14 protein-coding genes and 1 pseudogene are annotated in these 17,808 nt (G+C 64.8%); 7 read left to right on the top strand and 8 right to left on the bottom strand.

Annotated features, from left to right (window positions below):
* Positions 1-72 precede the first annotated feature (72 nt).
* The 5 genes from ABOA88_RS20245 to ABOA88_RS20225 form a co-directional block, all read right to left on the bottom strand.
* On the bottom strand, positions 73-1,608 hold the full coding sequence (locus tag ABOA88_RS20245; RefSeq protein ID WP_367852035.1) for a DHA2 family efflux MFS transporter permease subunit: 1,536 nt from the start codon (positions 1,606-1,608) through the stop codon (positions 73-75).
* Positions 1,605-2,798 (bottom strand): HlyD family secretion protein, encoded by a 1,194-nt coding sequence (locus tag ABOA88_RS20240; protein WP_070574659.1) that lies wholly within the window; start codon positions 2,796-2,798, stop codon positions 1,605-1,607. The genes ABOA88_RS20245 and ABOA88_RS20240 overlap by 4 nt, the downstream gene beginning before the upstream one ends.
* A 28-nt stretch (positions 2,799-2,826) precedes the next feature.
* Positions 2,827-3,300, bottom strand: a complete 474-nt coding sequence (locus tag ABOA88_RS20235) for a MarR family winged helix-turn-helix transcriptional regulator (RefSeq protein WP_043211269.1) — start codon at positions 3,298-3,300, stop codon at positions 2,827-2,829.
* Between the two features lie 98 nt (positions 3,301-3,398).
* A complete protein-coding gene (locus ABOA88_RS20230) occupies positions 3,399-4,031 on the bottom strand; it encodes a response regulator transcription factor (protein ID WP_367852036.1) in 633 nt (210 codons plus the stop codon).
* Between the two features lie 12 nt (positions 4,032-4,043).
* The gene (locus tag ABOA88_RS20225; protein ID WP_196170617.1) at positions 4,044-5,441 is read right to left on the bottom strand and encodes a sensor histidine kinase; all 1,398 of its coding nucleotides are present in this window, start codon (positions 5,439-5,441) and stop codon (positions 4,044-4,046) included.
* Positions 5,442-5,631: 190 nt separating this feature from the next.
* Here ABOA88_RS20225 and ABOA88_RS20220 point away from each other — a divergent pair, with 190 nt between their 5' ends.
* The 3 genes from ABOA88_RS20220 (at position 5,632) to ABOA88_RS20210 (ending at position 10,203) form a co-directional block, all read left to right on the top strand.
* Positions 5,632-7,254: an acyl-CoA synthetase gene (locus ABOA88_RS20220; RefSeq protein WP_043211273.1), complete on the top strand. Its 1,623-nt coding sequence runs from the start codon at positions 5,632-5,634 to the stop codon at positions 7,252-7,254.
* 20 nt (positions 7,255-7,274) lie between these two features.
* A complete protein-coding gene (locus ABOA88_RS20215) occupies positions 7,275-9,044 on the top strand; it encodes an acyl-CoA dehydrogenase C-terminal domain-containing protein (RefSeq protein WP_367852037.1) in 1,770 nt (589 codons plus the stop codon).
* 157 nt (positions 9,045-9,201) lie between these two features.
* The gene (locus tag ABOA88_RS20210; RefSeq protein WP_196170614.1) at positions 9,202-10,203 is read left to right on the top strand and encodes a FecR family protein; all 1,002 of its coding nucleotides are present in this window, start codon (positions 9,202-9,204) and stop codon (positions 10,201-10,203) included.
* A 75-nt stretch (positions 10,204-10,278) separates the two neighbouring features.
* On the opposite strand, the gene ABOA88_RS20205 is transcribed toward ABOA88_RS20210, so the two are convergent.
* Positions 10,279-11,598 (bottom strand): Na+/H+ antiporter family protein, encoded by a 1,320-nt coding sequence (locus tag ABOA88_RS20205; RefSeq protein ID WP_070574645.1) that lies wholly within the window; start codon positions 11,596-11,598, stop codon positions 10,279-10,281.
* 264 nt (positions 11,599-11,862) lie between these two features.
* Between ABOA88_RS20205 and ABOA88_RS20200 the strand changes: the two are divergent.
* The 4 genes and pseudogenes from ABOA88_RS20200 to ABOA88_RS20185 form a co-directional block, all read left to right on the top strand.
* Positions 11,863-13,149: pseudogene (locus ABOA88_RS20200) on the top strand (PDC sensor domain-containing protein); the annotation flags it as partial.
* Positions 13,150-13,251: 102 nt separating this feature from the next.
* Positions 13,252-14,007, top strand: a complete 756-nt coding sequence (locus ABOA88_RS20195) for a methyl-accepting chemotaxis protein (protein WP_371906685.1) — start codon at positions 13,252-13,254, stop codon at positions 14,005-14,007.
* Positions 14,008-14,198: 191 nt separating this feature from the next.
* Complete coding sequence (locus tag ABOA88_RS20190) at positions 14,199-15,212, top strand: ABC transporter substrate-binding protein (protein ID WP_367852038.1); 1,014 nt, start codon at positions 14,199-14,201, stop codon at positions 15,210-15,212.
* Complete coding sequence (locus tag ABOA88_RS20185; RefSeq protein ID WP_367852039.1) at positions 15,209-16,057, top strand: ABC transporter permease; 849 nt, start codon at positions 15,209-15,211, stop codon at positions 16,055-16,057. The genes ABOA88_RS20190 and ABOA88_RS20185 overlap by 4 nt, the downstream gene beginning before the upstream one ends.
* Positions 16,058-16,092: 35 nt before the next feature.
* Here the strand turns inward: ABOA88_RS20185 and ABOA88_RS20180 are convergent, their stop codons facing one another.
* Positions 16,093-17,184 carry a DUF1615 domain-containing protein gene (locus tag ABOA88_RS20180; RefSeq protein ID WP_419183396.1) on the bottom strand — a complete coding sequence of 364 codons (1,092 nt, stop codon included), beginning with the start codon at positions 17,182-17,184 and terminating at the stop codon, positions 16,093-16,095.
* Positions 17,181-17,732 carry a hydrolase gene (locus tag ABOA88_RS20175; protein WP_367852040.1) on the bottom strand — a complete coding sequence of 184 codons (552 nt, stop codon included), beginning with the start codon at positions 17,730-17,732 and terminating at the stop codon, positions 17,181-17,183. Before ABOA88_RS20175 ends, ABOA88_RS20180 begins: the two co-directional genes overlap by 4 nt.
* Between the last annotated feature and the right edge of the window lie 76 nt (positions 17,733-17,808).

Here is a 17,808-nt window from a genome sequence, read left to right as displayed (position 1 = left end):
GATTGTGAATGCCCGCTTGAGCGTTATCGGTTACACGCGTGCATAGTCCCAATCCGCGAAGAAGCCGTTGCATCAATGTCCGGCCGATGCAGGCCCCGCCTTGGCGGTAAACGGCGGCCGTGCGAGCCATACCAGCAGGATCAGCCCCGCGAACACCCAGGTCATCAGGGTGAAGTATTCCACCGTCGACATCATGTAGGCCTGGCCGTTGAGGATCCGCTCCAGCTGCGCATAGCTCTGCGGGTTGGCCCCGCCCAACTGCTCCAGCATGTGCTGGGTGGAAGGATCGTACTGACTGATGTGCTCGCTCAGGTACGCGTGGTGCTGGTCGGCGCGGCGAATCCAGATCCAGGTGGTCAGCGAGGCGGCGAAGCTGCCCCCGAGGGTGCGCAGGAAGGTCGCCAGCCCCGAGCCATCGGCGATCTGGTGAGGCGGCAGGTCCGACAGCAGGATGCTCAGGGTCGGCATGAAGAACAGCGCCACACCGATGCCCATGAACAGTTGCACCAGTGCCACGTGCTGGAAGTCCACCTCACTAGTGAAGCCGGCGCGCATATAGCAGCTGGCGCCGATCGCCAGGAACGCCAGCCCTGCCAGCAAACGCAGATCGACCCGGTGCGCATACTTGCCCACGAATGGCGACAGGATCACAGGCAGCAGGCCGATCGGCGCCACCGCCAAGCCCGCCCAGGTGGCGGTGTACCCCATCTGGGTCTGCAGCCATTGAGGCAGGATCAGGTTGATGCCGAAGAAGCCCGCATAGCCAAGTACCATCACCAAGGTGCCGACACGGAAATTGCGGTGCGCGAACAAACGCAGGTTGACCACCGGATGGCGATCGGTGAGTTCCCAGATGATGAAGACCGCCAGGAACACCACCGAAATCAGGCTACCGATGACGATGAACGAGGATTCGAACCAATCCAGGTCGTTGCCTTTGTCCAGCACCACCTGCAATGCGCCCACGCCAATGATCAGTGTCAGCAGGCCGATATAGTCCATCGGCTGACGGCTGGTGACCACTGGTCGCGTGCGCATCTGCTGGCGCACCACGGCCGCGGCGAACAGGCCGATGGGCACGTTGATGAAGAAGATCCAGGGCCAGCTGTAGCTGTCGGTGATCCAGCCACCGAGGATCGGCCCGGCAATCGGCGCCACCACCGTGACCATGGCCAGCAAGGCCAGCGCCATGCCCCTTTTGGCGGGCGGGTACACGGCGATCAGCAGGGTCTGGGTCATCGGGTACAGCGGCCCGGCGACCACACCCTGCAGCACGCGGAAGGCCACCAGCTCCGGCATCGACTGGGCGATGCCGCACAGGAACGAGGCCAGCACGAACAGCAACGTGGCCCAGATGAACAGCTTCACCTCGCCGAAGCGCCGGCTCAGCCAGCCCGTCAGCGGCAAGGCGATGGCATTGCTCACCGCGAACGAGGTGATCACCCAGGTGCCCTGCTCGTAGCTCACCCCCAGGTTGCCGGAGATGGTCGGCAAGGCCACGTTGGCGATGGTGGTGTCGAGCACCTGCATGAAAGTCGCCAGCGACAGGCCGATGGTCGTCAGCAGCAGGCTCGGCGGAGTGAACTGCGCGGGCGCGTCGTTGCTCATCGCTGGGCCGTCTTGCCGGTGGCGCTGTTCTCGTGGATCAGCCGGGCGATCAGGTTGTCGGCTTCGACCAACTGACGGTCATACACCTGGGTGGTGTAGCTGGCCTGTTGTGGCGGCTGCTGGGCCAGCGCCGGGCCGCTCTGGTCATGCAGATCGACCTCGACAACGGTGGACAGGCCGATACGCAGCGGGTGGTCCTTGAGCTGTTCGGGGTTCAGGTGAATACGCACCGGCACCCGTTGCACGATCTTGATCCAGTTGCCGGTGGCGTTCTGCGCCGGCAACAGGGCAAAGGCGCTGCCGGTGCCGGCGCCCAGGCTATCCACGGTACCGCTGTATTTCACGTCGCTGCCATAAAGATCGGCGGAGATTTCCACCGGCTGACCGATGCGCATGTCGCGCAGTTGGGTTTCCTTGAAGTTGGCGTCGATCCAGACCTGATCCAGCGGGATCACCGCCATGGTCGCAACACCCGGCTGCAGGCGCTGGCCCAGTTGCACGGTGCGCTTGGCCACGTAGCCGGTGACCGGTGCTACCAATGTGGTGCGGGCGTTGTCGAGGTAGGCCTGGCGCAAGTCGGCGGCGGCAGCCATTACCTCGGGGTGTGAGGAGACCACGGTGTCGTCGACCAGTGCAGTGCTGGTGTTGAGTTGCTGGCGGGCGCTGTTCAGGGCGCTCTGGGCGACGGTCAGATCGTCGCGAGCGTGGGAGATTTCCTCAGCGGCGATCGCCCCACTGTCGGCCAGCACCTTGCGCCGGTTGTAGTTGTCCTGGGCTTTCTGCAGCTCAGCCTGACGCGTCTGCAACTGCGCCTTGAGCGCATCGACGTTGCTGTACAGCCCCCGGACCTGGCGCACAGTGCGCGCCAGCTTGGCCTCGGCGGCCTGCAAGGCGACCTCGCTGTCGGCCGGGTCGAAGCGCAGCAGCACCTGGCCTTCGTGCACCAAGTCGCCATCATCGGCACCGATGCTGGTGACAGTACCGGTCACCAGCGGCGTGATTTCCACCACGTTGCCATTGACGTAGGCGTCGTCGGTGCTTTCATGCCAGCGCCCGACCAGGGTGTACCAGCCCCAGGCGGCGGCACCGGCAAGGATCAACACCAGCAGCAAGCCAAGCAACCAGGCCTTGCGCTTGCCTGTGTTGTCCGGCGCCGGTGCTGGGGTGGAGGTGTCAGCGGAAGTGGCCATGACAATACCTTGGATGAGTCGTGAGGGATCAACGGTCAGCGAAGCGGCTGATCGTCAGGGGGTCGCCGGCGCTGATCAGCACCTTGGCCAGCAGGCCTTCAAGGGCCTTGAGTTCTTCAGGCTCGAGCACACCGACCAGCTCGTTCATCGCCGCCGCGCCGATCTCCGGCAGCCGATCGGCCAGGCGCTGGCCCTCGGCGGTCAACGCCAGGCGCACCTGGCGGCGGTCTTCGGGGCAGCGGTTGCGCACGATCAGTTCCTTCTGCTCGAGGCGATCGAGCATGCGGGTCATCGAGCCGCTGTCCAGGCCCAGGTAGCGACACAGCTCGGCCGGCGTGTCCACCTGGTACTGGGTGACGATGATCAGCACCTTGAACTGCGCGGCAGTGACGCCGTCGGCTTCGAGATGAGAATCGAGGATGCGGTCCTTCAGGAGCGCGGCACGGCCAAGCAGCAGGCCGATGGTGCAGGTCTGGAAATTTTCCGGAGAAAAATGGGACATGGCAGGCTGCTCAGGCAATTGTTTAAAAATATTACTGCCTAGGCAGTGAATGTCAAAGCCTTAAATAGCCTGCTATGTAAATTTTCGTACAGAAGCCCTCAGGGCTCCTGTAATCCCAGCGCCGCAACCTGCCCACAAGCGATGGCCATGCCCACCAGCTCAGGAAGGCTCGCAGCCTGCAGGCGCTTCATCACCCGCCCGCGATACAGGTCCACGGTCTTGACGCTGACGCCCAGTTGCTCGGCGATTTCCCGGTTGCTCAGCCCTTGGACCAGGGGAATGAACACGTCACGCTCACGCGGCGTGAGCCCGTCGATGCGCGCTTGCACGGCGGCCAGGGCTTCGCTGCCCTGCTGCCGGCGACGGACCTGATCCAAGGCGGCTTGCACGCTGTCGAGCAGCAATTGGTCGTTGTAGGGCTTTTCGATGAAATCGCAGGCACCGGCCTTGAAGGCCCGTACCACGATGGGCACATCGGCGTGGCCGCTGACGAAGATCACCGGGATGTCGAGCCCGCGCTCACGCAGCGCCGCCTGCACCGCCAGCCCGCCCAGGCCTGGCATACGCACATCCAGCAGCACACAGGCCGGCTCGCGGTCATCGCAGACATCGAGAAACGCCTGCCCTCCAGTGAACGGCAGCGCCCGCAGGCCTACCGACTCCAGCAACCAGACCGTCGAGTCGAGCATGCCCTGGTCGTCATCGACCACATACACCTTCGCTTGCACCACTGGTCCCTCTCCTTATCCGTTGTTCGCCGGCAGACGACAGCACAGCACCAAGCCACCCGCCTCGCCCGGCCGCGCCTGCAGGCTGCCACCAAAGCCCTCGACAATGCTCCGACTCATGCTCAACCCCAATCCCAGGCCATCGGCCTTGGTCGTGGTGAACGGCGTGAAGATCTCATCCAGGCGCTCGACCGCCACGCCCGGGCCCTGATCGCAGACCTCCACCAGCAGCCCGTCGCCCAGGGCCTTGGCGGTGAGCAGGATACGCGAGGCCTGCGTCCCGTGCTGCTCGCGGTTGGCGTCGATGGCATTGCGCAGCAGGTTGAGCAGCACCTGCTCGAGCAATACCCGGTCGGCGTACACCTTGGGCAACTGCGGCCCCAGGCGCTGTTCGATACGCACCTGGGCCTGCCCGGCTTCCCAGGCGCACAGGCGCAACACCTCACCCACCACATCGGCGATATCCAGCGCCTGAAGGTGACGCGGCCCCTTGCGCAGGAAGGCCCGTAGGCGACGAATCACCTGCGCGGCATGGGTGGCCTGGGCGTTGATGCGTTGCAAGCCCTGAGCGATGCGTTCACGGGCCTGGGGGTCATGGTCGAGGTTGTGCAAGTAGCGCAGGCTGGCGTTGCTGTAGTTGAGCACCGCCGCCAGCGGCTGATTGATTTCGTGGGCAATGCCCGAGGCGAGTTCGCCCAAGGTGGCGACGCGGGCGCTGTGGGCCAGGGTCTCCTGGGCTTCGATGCGCAACGTGATGTCGCGCGAGACGGCGACGACTTCCACCACCGTCCCGGTATAGGTCTCGCGGATCGCCCGACAGGCAATCTCGAACCAGCGGTAACGGCCATCGGCATGGCGCACCCGGCAGGTCAGCGTGTGGTAGCCCTCCACTTCCAGCGCCGCACCGGCCTGCAGCAGCACCTGTCGCCGCTCGCTGGGGTGCAGCAAGGTGTGCACGGCGCTGCCGCGCAGTTGTTCAGGCCACAGGCCGAGCAAGCGGAACGCCGCCGGCGTGGCATCGAGAAAACGCCCGTCCGGGCTGTGCCGGGAAATCAAGTCGGTGGTGTTTTCGGTGATCAGTCGGTACAGACGCCGGGCACGGCTGGCCTCGCGCGCCTCGCGACGTTCATCGCTGGCGTCGCGACAGCGGGCCAGTACCTGCTGGCCGTTGTCGTCGGGAATGAACGTCCAAAGCAGGATGCGCTCCCCAACCTCGGCCTCCACTTCGACGATGGCACGGCGTTGACGCAAACACGCCCGCACCAGCGCCGCCGCATTGGTGGGCAATACCTGCGTGTTCTCGCCGAACAGCGTCTGGAATGCGGGGTTGAATGCCAACGGGCGTGCGTCGGGGGCCAGCAAGAGGCTCGGTTGCGGGTCCTTGGCCAGCAAGGGCGATAGGGTCGTATTCACCGTAGAAGGCTCTTTTTATAGTAGTTTTACTATATTGCTATAGTCGATCTTCCAGCTACCATAGCGGTTCGCGTAAAAATGCGACAGGGGCAGCAGCCAACGGCCTGCTCCCCTTCCCTGATCAGAGCTAACAATCAGCCACCGGGGGCCATGCGCACAGGCTGCGTCTGCCTCCTTACAGGACCACCGCATGTCGATCTATTCCCAGGGCCTGATGCCCACTGCTGTCAATCATGTCGCCCTCACCCCCTTGAGCTTCATCGAGCGAACCGCCGCGGTGTATGGCCGCTATCCGGCGGTGATTCACGGCGCCATCCGTCGTGACTGGGCCCAGACCTACGCCCGTTGCCGACGCCTGGCCAGTGCCTTGGCCGGGCGCGGTATCGGCCGTGGCGACACCGTCGCGGTGATGTTGCCGAACATTCCGGCAATGCTCGAAGCGCACTTTGCCGTGCCGATGATCGGCGCGGTGCTCAACACCCTCAACGTACGTCTGGACGCCGAGGCCATCGCCTTCATGTTGCAGCACGGCGAAGCCAAGGTACTGATCACCGACCGCGAGTTCCACAGCGTGATCGAAGGCGCCCTGGCCCTGCTCGAACACCCTCCCCTGGTGGTCGATGTGGACGATCCTGAGTACGGTGAAGGCCGTGCTGTGAGCGATCTGGATTACGAGGCGTTGCTGGCCGAAGGCGATCCGGCGTTCGCCTGGGAATGGCCCGATGACGAATGGCAGGCGATTTCCCTGAACTACACCTCCGGCACCACCGGCAACCCCAAAGGTGTGGTGTATCACCATCGCGGCGCCTACCTCAACGCCCTGGGCAACCAGATGACCTGGTCCATGGGCCAGCACCCGGTGTACCTGTGGACCCTGCCGATGTTCCACTGCAACGGCTGGTGCTACCCCTGGACCGTCACCGCCTTGGCCGGCACCCACGTGTTCCTGCGGCGGGTCGACCCGCAGAAGATCCTCAACTTGATCCGCGAACACCGGGTCAGTCACCTGTGTGGCGCGCCCATCGTGCTCAACGCCCTGGTGAACGTGCCCGACGCCGACAAAGCCGCCATCGGCCACCCGGTGCAGGCAATGGTCGCGGGCGCTGCGCCACCGGCCAAGGTGATCGGTGCGGTCGAGCAGATGGGCATCCGCGTCACCCACACTTATGGCCTGACCGAGGTCTACGGCCCGGTCACCGTCTGCGCCTGGCACGAGGAGTGGGATGAGCAGCCGCTGGAGCAGCGGGCGCGGATCAAATCCCGCCAGGGTGTGCGTTATCCGACCCTGGATGGGCTGATGGTGGCCGATCCACAGACCCTGCAACCAGTGCCACAGGACGGCACGACCCTGGGTGAGATCTTCATGCGCGGCAACACGGTGATGAAAGGCTATCTGAAGAACCCCGAGGCCACCGCCGAGGCCTTCCGTGGTGGCTGGTTCCATACCGGCGACCTGGCCGTCTGGCATGCCGATGGCTATGTCGAGATCAAGGATCGGCTCAAGGACATCATCATCTCCGGCGGCGAGAACATCTCCACCATCGAAGTCGAAGACACCCTCTACAAGCATCCGGCAGTGCTCGAAGCCGCCGTGGTGGCCCGCCCGGATGAAAAGTGGGGCGAAACGCCCTGCGCGTTCGTCGCCCTCAAGGCAGGGCAAGCCAGTACCCGGGAGGCAGACATCATCCAGTGGTGCCGCGAGCACCTGGCCGGCTTCAAGGTGCCCAAGACCGTGGTCTTCGGCGAGTTGCCCAAGACCTCCACGGGCAAGATCCAGAAATACGTCCTGCGCGACCGGGCCAAGGCCCTCTGACTATCCACGCGAGCCTCGACATGACTGATTACAACGCGCCCCTGCGCGACATGCGTTTCGTCCTGCACGACGTCTTCGACGCGCCAGCCCTGTGGGCACGCCTGCCCGCCCTGGCCGAGCGGGTCGACGCCGACACCGCCGATGCCATCCTCGAAGAGGCGGCAAAGATCACAGGCCAGTTGATCGCCCCGCTCAGCCGTAACGGCGATGAACAAGGCGTACGCTTCGACGACGGCCAGGTGATCACCCCTGACGGCTTCCGTCAGGCCTGGCAGACCTACCGCGAAGGCGGCTGGGTCGGCCTGGGTGGCAACCCTGAACATGGCGGCATGGGCATGCCGAAGATGCTCGCCGTGCTGTTCGAAGAGATGCTCTACGCCGCCGACTGCAGCTTCAGCCTGTACTCGGCGCTGAGCGCCGGCAGTTGCCTGGCGATCGATGCCCATGCCAGCGACGACCTCAAGGCTATCTACCTGCCACCGCTTTACAGCGGCCAGTGGGCGGGCAGCATGTGCCTGACCGAGCCACACGCCGGAACTGACCTGGGGCTGATCCGCACCCGCGCCGAACCCCAGGCCAACGGCACTTACCAGGTCAGCGGCAGCAAAATCTTCATCACCGGAGGCGAACAGGACCTGACCGAGAACATCATCCACCTGGTACTGGCCAGGCTGCCGGATGCGCCGGCCGGGCCAAAGGGGATTTCGCTGTTGCTGGTGCCCAAGTTCCTGGTCAACCCGGACGGCTCGCTCGGTGCGCGCAACGCCGTGCAGTGCGGCTCGATCGAACACAAGATGGGCATCAAGGCTTCGGCGACCTGCGTGATGAACTTCGACGGCGCCACCGGCTACCTGGTTGGCGAGCCGAACAAAGGCCTGGCGGCGATGTTCACGATGATGAACTATGAGCGCCTGTCCATCGGCCTCCAAGGTATCGGTTGCGCCGAAGCCTCGTACCAAAGCGCTGCGCGCTATGCCAAGGACCGCCTGCAAAGTCGGGCCGCCACTGGCCCGCAGGCCAAGGACAAGATCGCCGACCCGATCATTCATCACGGCGACGTACGGCGCATGTTGCTGACCATGCGCGCCTTGACCGAAGGCGGGCGGGCTTTCGCCACCTACGTGGGCCAGCAACTGGACCTGGCCCGCTATGGCGAGGACGCGGGCGAACGGGAGCAGGCCGTGCGTCTGGTGGCGCTGCTGACGCCGGTGGCCAAGGCGTTCTTTACCGACAACGGCCTGGAGAGCTGCGTGCTGGGCCAGCAGGTATTCGGTGGCCATGGCTATATCCGCGAATGGGGCCAGGAACAGCGCGTGCGGGATGTGCGGATCGCGCAAATTTACGAAGGTACCAATGGCATCCAGGCACTGGATCTGCTCGGGCGCAAGGTGCTGGCTGACGATGGCCAGGCTCTGGCCGGTTTCGTGGCAGAAGTGCGGGCCTTCTGTGCCGACGCACCGGCGCACCGGGACGCCTTGCAGGACGCCCTGGACCGCCTGGAACACACCAGCCAATGGCTACGCGCCCAAGCACCCAATGATGCCAATCTGGTCAGTGCCACTGCCGTGGAATACCTGCACCTCTTTGGCCTTACCGCCTACGCCTACATGTGGGCACGCATGGCCGCCGTTTCCCTGCGCAACCTCGAACAAGACCCTACCTTCCATGGGTCCAAGCTGTCCTGTGCGCAGTTCTTCTTCCAACGCCTGCTGCCGCGCAGCCTGGCCCTGGAGGTCAGCATCAAGGCTGGCAGCGCAAGTCTGTACGGCATGACACCTGAGCAGTTCTGAACCGACAAGGGGCGCCACGCGCCCCACTTATCTGCTTATCAGCGCGAGAAGTCGGCTGATGCCGACAAAAAACCCCACAACTGATAGTCATTCGCCATTATCTCGGTTCTCGACACCCCCCCGTGGAGGGTAGAATGCCGCAAAACCGGGAGCCACGATGAACCAAGACCACCTCAACCCAGACGATGCCCTCGCCGATGCCGCCGCGCACTGGTGCATGCGCGTGCATGCCGACGACTGCACGCCAGCCGAGCGCGAGGCGTTCAGACGGTGGCTGGCGGCCGACCCAAGGCACCTGGAGGAATACGAGGCGATGCTGGAGATCTGGCAGACCGCCGAATTGCTGCCTCGCACCGCCACGGTGGTCGACTTCAATCCTGGCGCCCATCGACCGGCGCGGCCGCGCAACTGGCGCCCTCTGGCCTCGGCGGCGGCGATCGTCCTGCTGGCCCTGCCCCTGGCGGGCTGGGTCGGCTGGGAGCAAGGCTGGCTGCCCAATCGCTACCAGCACGTTCAAAGCACCGACCAGATGCGCCAGGTCACGCTCAGCGACGGCAGCGTGGTCGAGCTCAACCTGCACAGCGAACTGCGCTACCTGAATTACAAGGATCAGCGCCAGATCACCCTGGTCAAGGGCGAGGCGTTCTTCAAGGTCACACACGACAGCACCCACCCATTCATCGTTCGGGCGGGCACGGGCCAGACCCGGGTCACCGGCACCCAATTCAACGTCTGGAAGTATGAAGATCAGGTCAAGGTGACCTTGGTGGAAGGCTCGGTGCTGGTCAGCAGCAACGGCAACGATGGTGGCTACCGATTGGGCCCCGGCATGCAGGCCAGCTACCGCGCGGGCGACTTCGAGCCGGCGCTTGCCCAGAGCAACGACTCAGGCAACAGCCTGGCCTGGCGCAGCGGCAAGTTGATTCTCGACAACCTGAGCCTCGCCCAGGCCCTGCCGGTGATCAACCGCTACCTGGACACCCCCCTGCAATTGGCTGACGAGAGCACCGGCACCATTCGCGTCAGTGGCGTCTACAGCATCCATGAGGTCAAGCGATTGGTGGACAGCCTACCCAAGGTTCTGCCGATCTACCTGACCCGCAGCGAGGACGGCAGCACCGTCCTCAATCGTATTTCCCCGCCGCCTGGACGCGGCTGACGCTGCAGCGAGCCAGCGTAGCCCTGTAGGCGCTGGCCAAGCCTGCGATGGGCTGCAAAGCAGCCCCGGGGTTCTTCAAAGCACCATCGCCGCCAGCCAGCCAAAGGCCAGCAACGGCAGGTTGTAATGGATGAAGGTCGGCACCACGGTGTCCCAGATATGGTGATGCTGGCCATCCACGTTGAGGCCCGAGGTCGGGCCCAAAGTCGAGTCCGATGCGGGCGAACCGGCATCGCCCAGCGCACCGGCAGTACCGACGATGCACACCGTGGCGACCGGGTCGAAGCCCAACTGCACGCACAGCGGCACGAAGATCGCTGCCAGGATCGGCACCGTGGAAAACGACGAGCCGATGCCCATGGTCACCAGCAGCCCCACCAACAGCATGAGCAAGGCACCGATGCCCTTGCTGTGGTCGATCCACTGCGCCGAGGTCTCCACCAGGCTCTTCACCTCACCGGTCGCCTTCATCACCTCGGCAAACCCCGAGGCGGCAATCATGATGAAGCCGATCATGGCCATCATCTTCATGCCTTCGGTGAACAGGTCGTCGGTGTCCTTCCAGCGCACGATGCCCGAGAGCGAGAAAATCAAAAAGCCCACCATCGCCCCGATGATCATCGAGTCCAGCCACAGCTGGATGATGAATGCCGCGGCGATGGCCGCACCTGCCACCAGCAAGGTCAAGGGGTTGTAGCTGACGCTGACCTGCTCGACCTGTTCGATACGGTCCAGGTCATAGTCGCGCTTCTTGCGGTAGCTGAAGAACACGGCCAGCAGCAATCCGGCCAGCATGCCGGCGGCCGGGATGGCCATGGCATGGGTGACATTCACCCCACTGACGTCCACCCCCGCACGGCTGACGTTGGCCAGCAGGATCTCGTTGAGGAAGATGTTGCCAAAGCCGACCGGCAGGAACATGTACGGGGTGATCAGGCCAAACGTGATCACACAAGCGATCAACCGGCGGTCGATGCGCAAGCGGGTCAGCACATAGAGCAGCGGCGGCACCAGCAGCGGGATGAAGGCGATATGGATAGGCAGTATGTTCTGCGACGATATCGCCACCACCAGCATCAGGCCGATCAGCAGCCACTTGAGCCCACCAGCGTTGCCATGCCCCTGGCGATCGACCATCGCCAGGGCGCGATCGGCCAGGGCGTGGGCCAGACCGGACTTGGCGATGGCGACGGCGAAGGCCCCCAGCAGCGCGTAGGACAGCGCCACCGTGGCGCCACCGCCCAGGCCACTGTTGAAAGCCTTGAGCGTGCCTTCGGTGCCCAGGCCTCCGACCAGGCCACCGGCCAGGGCACCAATGATCAGGGCGATGACCACATGCACGCGGGACAGGCTCAGGATCAGCATGATGCCGACCGCGGCAATGACAGCATTCATTGTGTGGGTTACCTCGTAACGACGGACAAATAGCGGACGCGCCGGCGACAGGCTGCCTCAAGGCAGTGGCCGGGCCAGGGGATATTGTTATGAAGGGCGCACACTCTGAAGCACGCCCGGTCGCTTGTCAAAGCGCTCAAGGTCGCGCCCTGCGCCAAACGCCTCAGGCAATACGACTTTTTATTGAACGCTTGAATAAAGAAAGCCTGCGAGGCGCCGACACAGAAGGCAGACCCCGATTTATAACAAGGGATTCGCCCGAAAATGCCTCTGCGACAACTCTCCATCCAGTGGAAGATCACCCTGCTGGCCGGGCTCTGCCTGGCAACCATCGTCACGGTACTGATCGGCCTTTCGCTTTACCGCATGGACCATAGCTCGGACCTGGTCAAAGCCAGCAGCATGCAGATGCTCACCGAGTCGGCCCAGGCGCGCATCGAGTCGCAAGGCGAGGTCCAGGCCTTGAACATCCGCCGCCAGTTCATGGACGCGTACCAGTACGGGGCAGGGTTTGCCCGTCAGGTGCTGTTCCTGCGCGAGCAGGCCGAAAAGCGCTTCCTGGACGCCTACGACCTGCGCGAAGACATGACCCGCCAGGTGCGCGCTGCCCTTCAGGCCAACCCCGACCTGCTGGGCCTGTCGCTGGTGTTCGAGCCTGACGCGCTGGATGGCAAGGACAAACTGTTCACCGGTCAGGCCGAACTGGGCAGCAACGAAACCGGCCGCTTCGCCCTGTACTGGTCGCAACCGCGTGCCGGCCAGCTGACCTCCATGGCCCTGCCCGAACAGGACATGGCCAACACCGAGATCGGCCCAAGCGGCGAGCCGAACAACACCTGGTGGGTCTGCCCGCGCAGCACCGGCAAGGTGTGCGTGAGCGAGCCGTACTTCTACACCATCGAAGGCCAGCAGGTGCTGATGACCAGCATCGTGTTCCCGCTGATCGTCGCCAACAAGGTGATCGCCACCTTGTCCATCGACATCAACCTCAACAGCCTGCAGGCCCTCAGCCAGGATGCCAGTCGCAACCTCTATGAAGGCCGCACCACGGTCGGCATTCTGAGCCCTGCGGGCCTGCTGGCCGGCTACAGTGCCGATGCCAGCAAACTGGCCCACCGCTTCGACCAGGTCGACACCGCCCAAGGCGCCAGCCTCGTGGGCAAGCTGCCCGAAGGCAAGCTGCAGATTCTGCGCAACGAGCAGCGTCTGAAGGTGCTGGCCGCGTTCGAACCGATCCCTGGCGGCAAACCTTGGGGCGTGTTGCTCGATGTGCCGGAAAGCGCCCTGACAGGCCCGGCCGAGGCGCTCAAGCAGGAGCTCGACAGCCTCAACACCAGCGGCACCCTGCTGGAGCTGGGCCTGGGCCTGGCCGTGGCGATTGCCGGGCTGTTGCTGGTGTGGCTGATGGCCCGGGGAGTCACCCGGCCGATCCTGGGCGTGGCCGCCATGCTCAAGGACATCGCCAGCGGTGAAGGCGACCTCACCCGTCGCCTGACCTACGACAAACGCGATGAACTGGGCGAGCTGGCCGGCTGGTTCAACCGTTTCCTCGACAAGCTGCAACCTACGATTGCCGACGTCAAAGCATCGGTCCAGGCTGCCCGTGGCACCGCCGACCAGTCCGCGGCCATCGCCGCCGAAACCAGCTCCGGCATGGAACAGCAGTACCGCCAGGTCGACCAGGTGGCCACTGCCTCCCACGAGATGAGCGCCACCGCCCAGGACGTCGCCCGCAGCGCGGCCCAGGCGGCCCAGGCCGCACGCGAGGCCGACCAGGCGACCCGCGAAGGCTTGGCGGTGATCGACCGCACCACCACCAGCATCGACGCCTTGGCCGCCGACATGAGCGGCGCCATGGCCCAGGTCCAGGGCCTTGCGCAGAACAGCGAGAAGATCGGCTCGGTGCTGGAGGTGATCCGCTCGATCGCCGAACAGACCAACCTGCTGGCCCTCAACGCCGCCATCGAGGCGGCCCGTGCCGGCGAGGCCGGGCGTGGCTTTGCCGTGGTCGCCGACGAAGTGCGCAACCTGGCACGCCGCACCCAGGAGTCGGTGGAAGAAACCCGCCAGGTGATCGAAGCCCTGCAGGCCGGGACCCAGGAGGTCGTCGGCGCCATGGACAACAGCCATCGCCAGGCCCAGGGCGGCGTCGAACAGGTCGGCCAGGCAGTCACCGCCTTGCAGCGCATCGGCCAGGCCGTGACCGTGATCACCGACATGAACCTGCAGATCGCCTCGGCGGCTGAGGAGCAAAGCGCGGTGGCCGAAGAGATCAACAACAATGTCGCGACCATTCGCGATGTCACCGAGTCGCTGTCCGGCCAGGCCAACGAGTCGGCGCGGGTGAGCCAGTCGCTCAATGACCTGGCCAACCAGCAGCAGCGACTGATGGACCAGTTCCGCGTCTGAATCCTGCATCGCCGGGGCCGTTTAGCGGCCCCTCGCGAGGCAGCCGCGCCCCGTAACCGCCCTGCTGACTTGCAGGGCCCCGCTGTACCTGTGGGCACGGGTTTACCCGCGAAAAGGCTAGCCACAGGCCCTGGCAACCTCGTCGTCTACACTTGCCCCAAACCCAAGGACCGGCAACCGACGAGGCGCTAATGAAACGAATTCCAACGCTGCTGGCCGGCCTGCTGCTGGCCGTGGGCCTGGCCAGCACAGACAGCGCAGCCGCCGAGGAGCGCGCGCCGATTCACTTCGGCGCCATTGGCTGGGAAAGCGGCGCCCTGACCACCGAGATCCTGCGGCTGATCGTCGAACACGGCTTCGGCTACCCCACCGATACCCTCCCCGGCAGCACCGTCAGCATGGAAGTGGCCTTGGCGCGCAACGACCTGCAGGTAATCGCCGAGGAATGGGCCGGACGCAGCCCCGCCTGGGTCAAGGCCGAACAGGCCGGCCAGGTGTTCGCCCTGGGCGACACGGTGAAAAATGCCGAAGAAGGCTGGTGGGTACCGGCCTATGTGATCAAGGGCGACCCGGCCCGCAACCTGAAGGCACTGGCCCCGGATCTGCGTAGCGTCGAAGACCTCAAACGCTACCCCCAGGTGTTTCGCGATCCGGAAACACCGGAAAAAGGCCGCTTTCTCAACAGCCCCAGCGGCTGGACTTCCGAAACAGTCAACAGCCAGAAGCTCAAGGCCTATGGCCTGGACACCCTCTACAACAATTTCCGCAGTGGCTCCGGCGCCGCCCTGGATGCCGAGATAGGCTCGGCGATCCGTCGCGGCCAACCTGTGCTCTTCTATTACTGGAGCCCTACGCCGCTGATGGGCCGCTATGACCTGGTCCGACTCGAGGAGCCGCCGTTCGACGCCGCAGCCTGGGCGACCCTCACCGACGCGAAAAACCCACACCCCAAAGGCAGCCGTTCGCTGCCCGCCAAATTGTCGATCGGTGTCTCGGCGCCTTTTCGCGAGCACTACCCGGACCTGGTGGCGGTGTTCGAGAAAGTCGACCTGCCCATCGACCGCCTGAACAAAGCCCTGGCCCACATGAGCGAAACCCGTCAGCCGCCGCGTGACGCTGCCTTGATGTTCCTGCGCGACAACCCGGCGGTCTGGAAGGCCTGGCTGCCCGCCGAGGTCGCCGCCAAGGTCGAGGGCGCGCTGTGAGCGCTGGGTTTCCCGACGCCCTGCAATTCTCCTTCGCCGAATGGGTCAACCACCTGGTCGACTGGCTGGTGCTGCGCTATGGCGATCAACTGCGCAACTTGTCCGACCATTTGCTGCAATTGCTGGTGGGCCTGGAAAGCCTGTTGCGCTTGCTGCCCTGGTGGCTGCTGCTCCTGCTGGTCGGCCTGCTCGCCTGGCACGCCAGCCGCAGCCTGACACGCGCGCTGGCGCTCAGCGCCCTGCTGGCGCTGATCGGCATGCTCGGGTTATGGGACAAGCTGCTGCAAACCCTGGCCCTGGTGCTGGTCAGTACCGGTTTGTGCGTGCTGATCGGGGTCCCTCTCGGGGTCGTCCTGGCGACCCGCCCCTTGGCGCGGCGCCTGGTGCTGCCGGTGCTCGACGTGATGCAGACCCTGCCGGCTTTCGTGTACCTGATCCCGGTATTGATGCTGTTCGGCCTGGGCAAGGTCCCGGCCGTGTTCGCCACCTTGGTCTACGCCCTGCCCCCCTTGGTACGCCTGACTGAGCTGGGCCTGGCGCAGATCGACCCAACACTGCTGCAAGCGGCCCACGGCCTGGGCGCCAACCGCTGGCAGCGCCTGCGCCGCATCGCCCTGCCCTTGGCGTTGCCGAGCATCATGGCCGGGCTCAACCAGTCGGTGATGATGGCGCTGTCGATGGTGGTAGTGGCCTCGATGATCGGCGCCCGAGGCCTGGGCGAGGATGTGCTGTCCGGGATCCAGACACTCAATGTAGGCCAAGGTGTTGAGGCAGGGCTTGCGATCGTCGCACTGGCCATGGTCATCGACCGCATCAGCCAGGCCTACGGGCAACCACGGCGTTGAGCAATGAGGCCGCGAGCGGCCCCAAGGCGTGAAACTCAACGCTTCATGCAGCGCTGGTAACGCTCATCGACCCTTCCTGCGAACCATGCAGTGGTCAGCTTGCGAGTGATCTTCGGGCTCTTGAGTTCGATACCCGGCAGCACCGCACGCGGTAACGGCTTGCCCGCCTTGGCATCCGCCAGGGCGAACACGCCTTGGTACAGGTCGGTGTCCTCGAACGCCAGGCTGTCACCCTTCTCCAGCTGGCTGCGGATCTGCGGGTTGCGCAGCCCAAGCTTGACGCCCAGCTTGCGCGCCGCCTGCTCCGTGGTGCCCGGCATGATCGAGCCCGGCGCAATCAGGTCGCCATCGAGCGCCAGCGTCACACCACTCGCCCGGCTGAGCGCCGCTTGGAACGCCGCGTTGCGGCTGGCGTACCAGCCCGCGTTGAAATCCGCGAAGCGATACAACTGGCGTTGATAGTGGCTCGGATACCCCAGCAGGTGGGCGATACCGAAGTACAGGCCGCCACGGCGGGTGAACACTTCCTGGCGAATCGTGCCCTCGTAGCTGTAGGGATAATCCTTGGCATGGCGCTCGGCGAAATCGATGCTGACCTGCATCGGCCCACCGGTACGGACCGGATTCAGACCGCCCAGCAGCGTACGCCCCAGCGGCAGGCCGGCGATGAAGTCATCGAACAGGCCGCTCAGCTGCTTTTCGCTGCGCACGGCCATCAAGCGCTGCTGGTAGGTCTTGCCATTGCCCGACGGGGTTTTCAACGCCCCATCGACCAGCAATTTGGGAATGTGCAGCCGCGCGGCACGCCGATCGATCTCTTCGCGGGCGATGCGGCCCAGGTTCGGCACCTGAGGATCGGCATTGAACGTCGACTCCTGCTCGGTCACCGCCAGCACTGCGCACAGGTTGCTCTTGCTCGGATTAATGCGCTGGGCAGCGAAGGCGGTCTGGATATCCCGGGCCCAGCCGTCCCTGTCCTTGATCGATGCCGGCAGCAGGCGCTTGACCTGAGCCTGCACCTGGGCCGGATCGGCCTCGGAAACTTCAGGCGAGGTCGTACACCCCTGCAATACCCCCAGGACCACCAAGCCCAGTGCGGCCAGCCTGCCGCTCGTCCTGGCAGTCAAGGCTGTTCGCCCACCAGGTAGGTCTTGCTGAGGTGGCGGAACAACGGATGACCGGCACTGCCCATCAACTCGAACAACACCATCTCGCGGGTCACCACCTGCGCGCCGGCATCGCGCATACGGGCCAGGCCCGCCGCCTTGCTGGCGGGGGTTCGGCTGTCGCAGGCATCCTCGACCACGAACACCTGCTTGCCCAGGCCCAAAAGGCCTAGCACGGTCTGCAACACACAGACGTGGGTTTCCATGCCACAGACGATCACCTGCTCACGCGCCATCAGGCTGGCCGGCAGGCACTCGGCGGCCACACAGGAGAAATGCTGTTTTTCCACGATCTGCGCCGCCGGCGATGCGGCCTTGAGTTCGGCCAAGGTCGGGCCAAGGCCCTTGGGGTACTGTTCGGAAATCACCGTCGGCAGCTCCAGCTCGGCGGTCGCCGCCAACAGCCAGCGCGCCCGGGCACGGGTGCCTTCGGGGTCGCTCATGGCGTTGATGAGTTTTTCCTGGATATCGACGACCAGCAGCGTGGCCTTGCGAGGATCGATCAGCATTGTCTGCCCCTAGCCTGGGAAAGTGGGCAGCCCGGCGTGGGCTGCAAAGCCCACTAGGCTGGCCGAGGCAAAGGGC

This window comes from Pseudomonas sp. PKS, from assembly GCF_051913525.1.
GTDB lineage: Bacteria > Pseudomonadota > Gammaproteobacteria > Pseudomonadales > Pseudomonadaceae > Aquipseudomonas > Aquipseudomonas guariconensis_D.
This window is presented reverse-complemented; position numbering and strand designations above follow the sequence as displayed.

Excerpts from the sequence above, each read along its gene's own strand:
- ABOA88_RS20205 (WP_070574645.1), bottom strand. The coding sequence starts at position 11,598 with ATGAATGCTGTCATTGCCGCGGTCGGCATCATGCTGATCCTGAGCCTG.
- ABOA88_RS20235 (WP_043211269.1), bottom strand. The coding sequence starts at position 3,300 with ATGTCCCATTTTTCTCCGGAAAATTTCCAGACCTGCACCATCGGCCTG.
- ABOA88_RS20195 (WP_371906685.1), top strand. The coding sequence starts at position 13,252 with ATGGAACAGCAGTACCGCCAGGTCGACCAGGTGGCCACTGCCTCCCAC.
- ABOA88_RS20215 (WP_367852037.1), top strand. The coding sequence starts at position 7,275 with ATGACTGATTACAACGCGCCCCTGCGCGACATGCGTTTCGTCCTGCAC.
- ABOA88_RS20190 (WP_367852038.1), top strand. The coding sequence starts at position 14,199 with ATGAAACGAATTCCAACGCTGCTGGCCGGCCTGCTGCTGGCCGTGGGC.
- ABOA88_RS20240 (WP_070574659.1), bottom strand. The coding sequence starts at position 2,798 with ATGGCCACTTCCGCTGACACCTCCACCCCAGCACCGGCGCCGGACAAC.
- ABOA88_RS20245 (WP_367852035.1), bottom strand. The coding sequence starts at position 1,608 with ATGAGCAACGACGCGCCCGCGCAGTTCACTCCGCCGAGCCTGCTGCTG.
- ABOA88_RS20220 (WP_043211273.1), top strand. The coding sequence starts at position 5,632 with ATGTCGATCTATTCCCAGGGCCTGATGCCCACTGCTGTCAATCATGTC.
- ABOA88_RS20175 (WP_367852040.1), bottom strand. The coding sequence starts at position 17,732 with ATGCTGATCGATCCTCGCAAGGCCACGCTGCTGGTCGTCGATATCCAG.
- ABOA88_RS20210 (WP_196170614.1), top strand. The coding sequence starts at position 9,202 with ATGAACCAAGACCACCTCAACCCAGACGATGCCCTCGCCGATGCCGCC.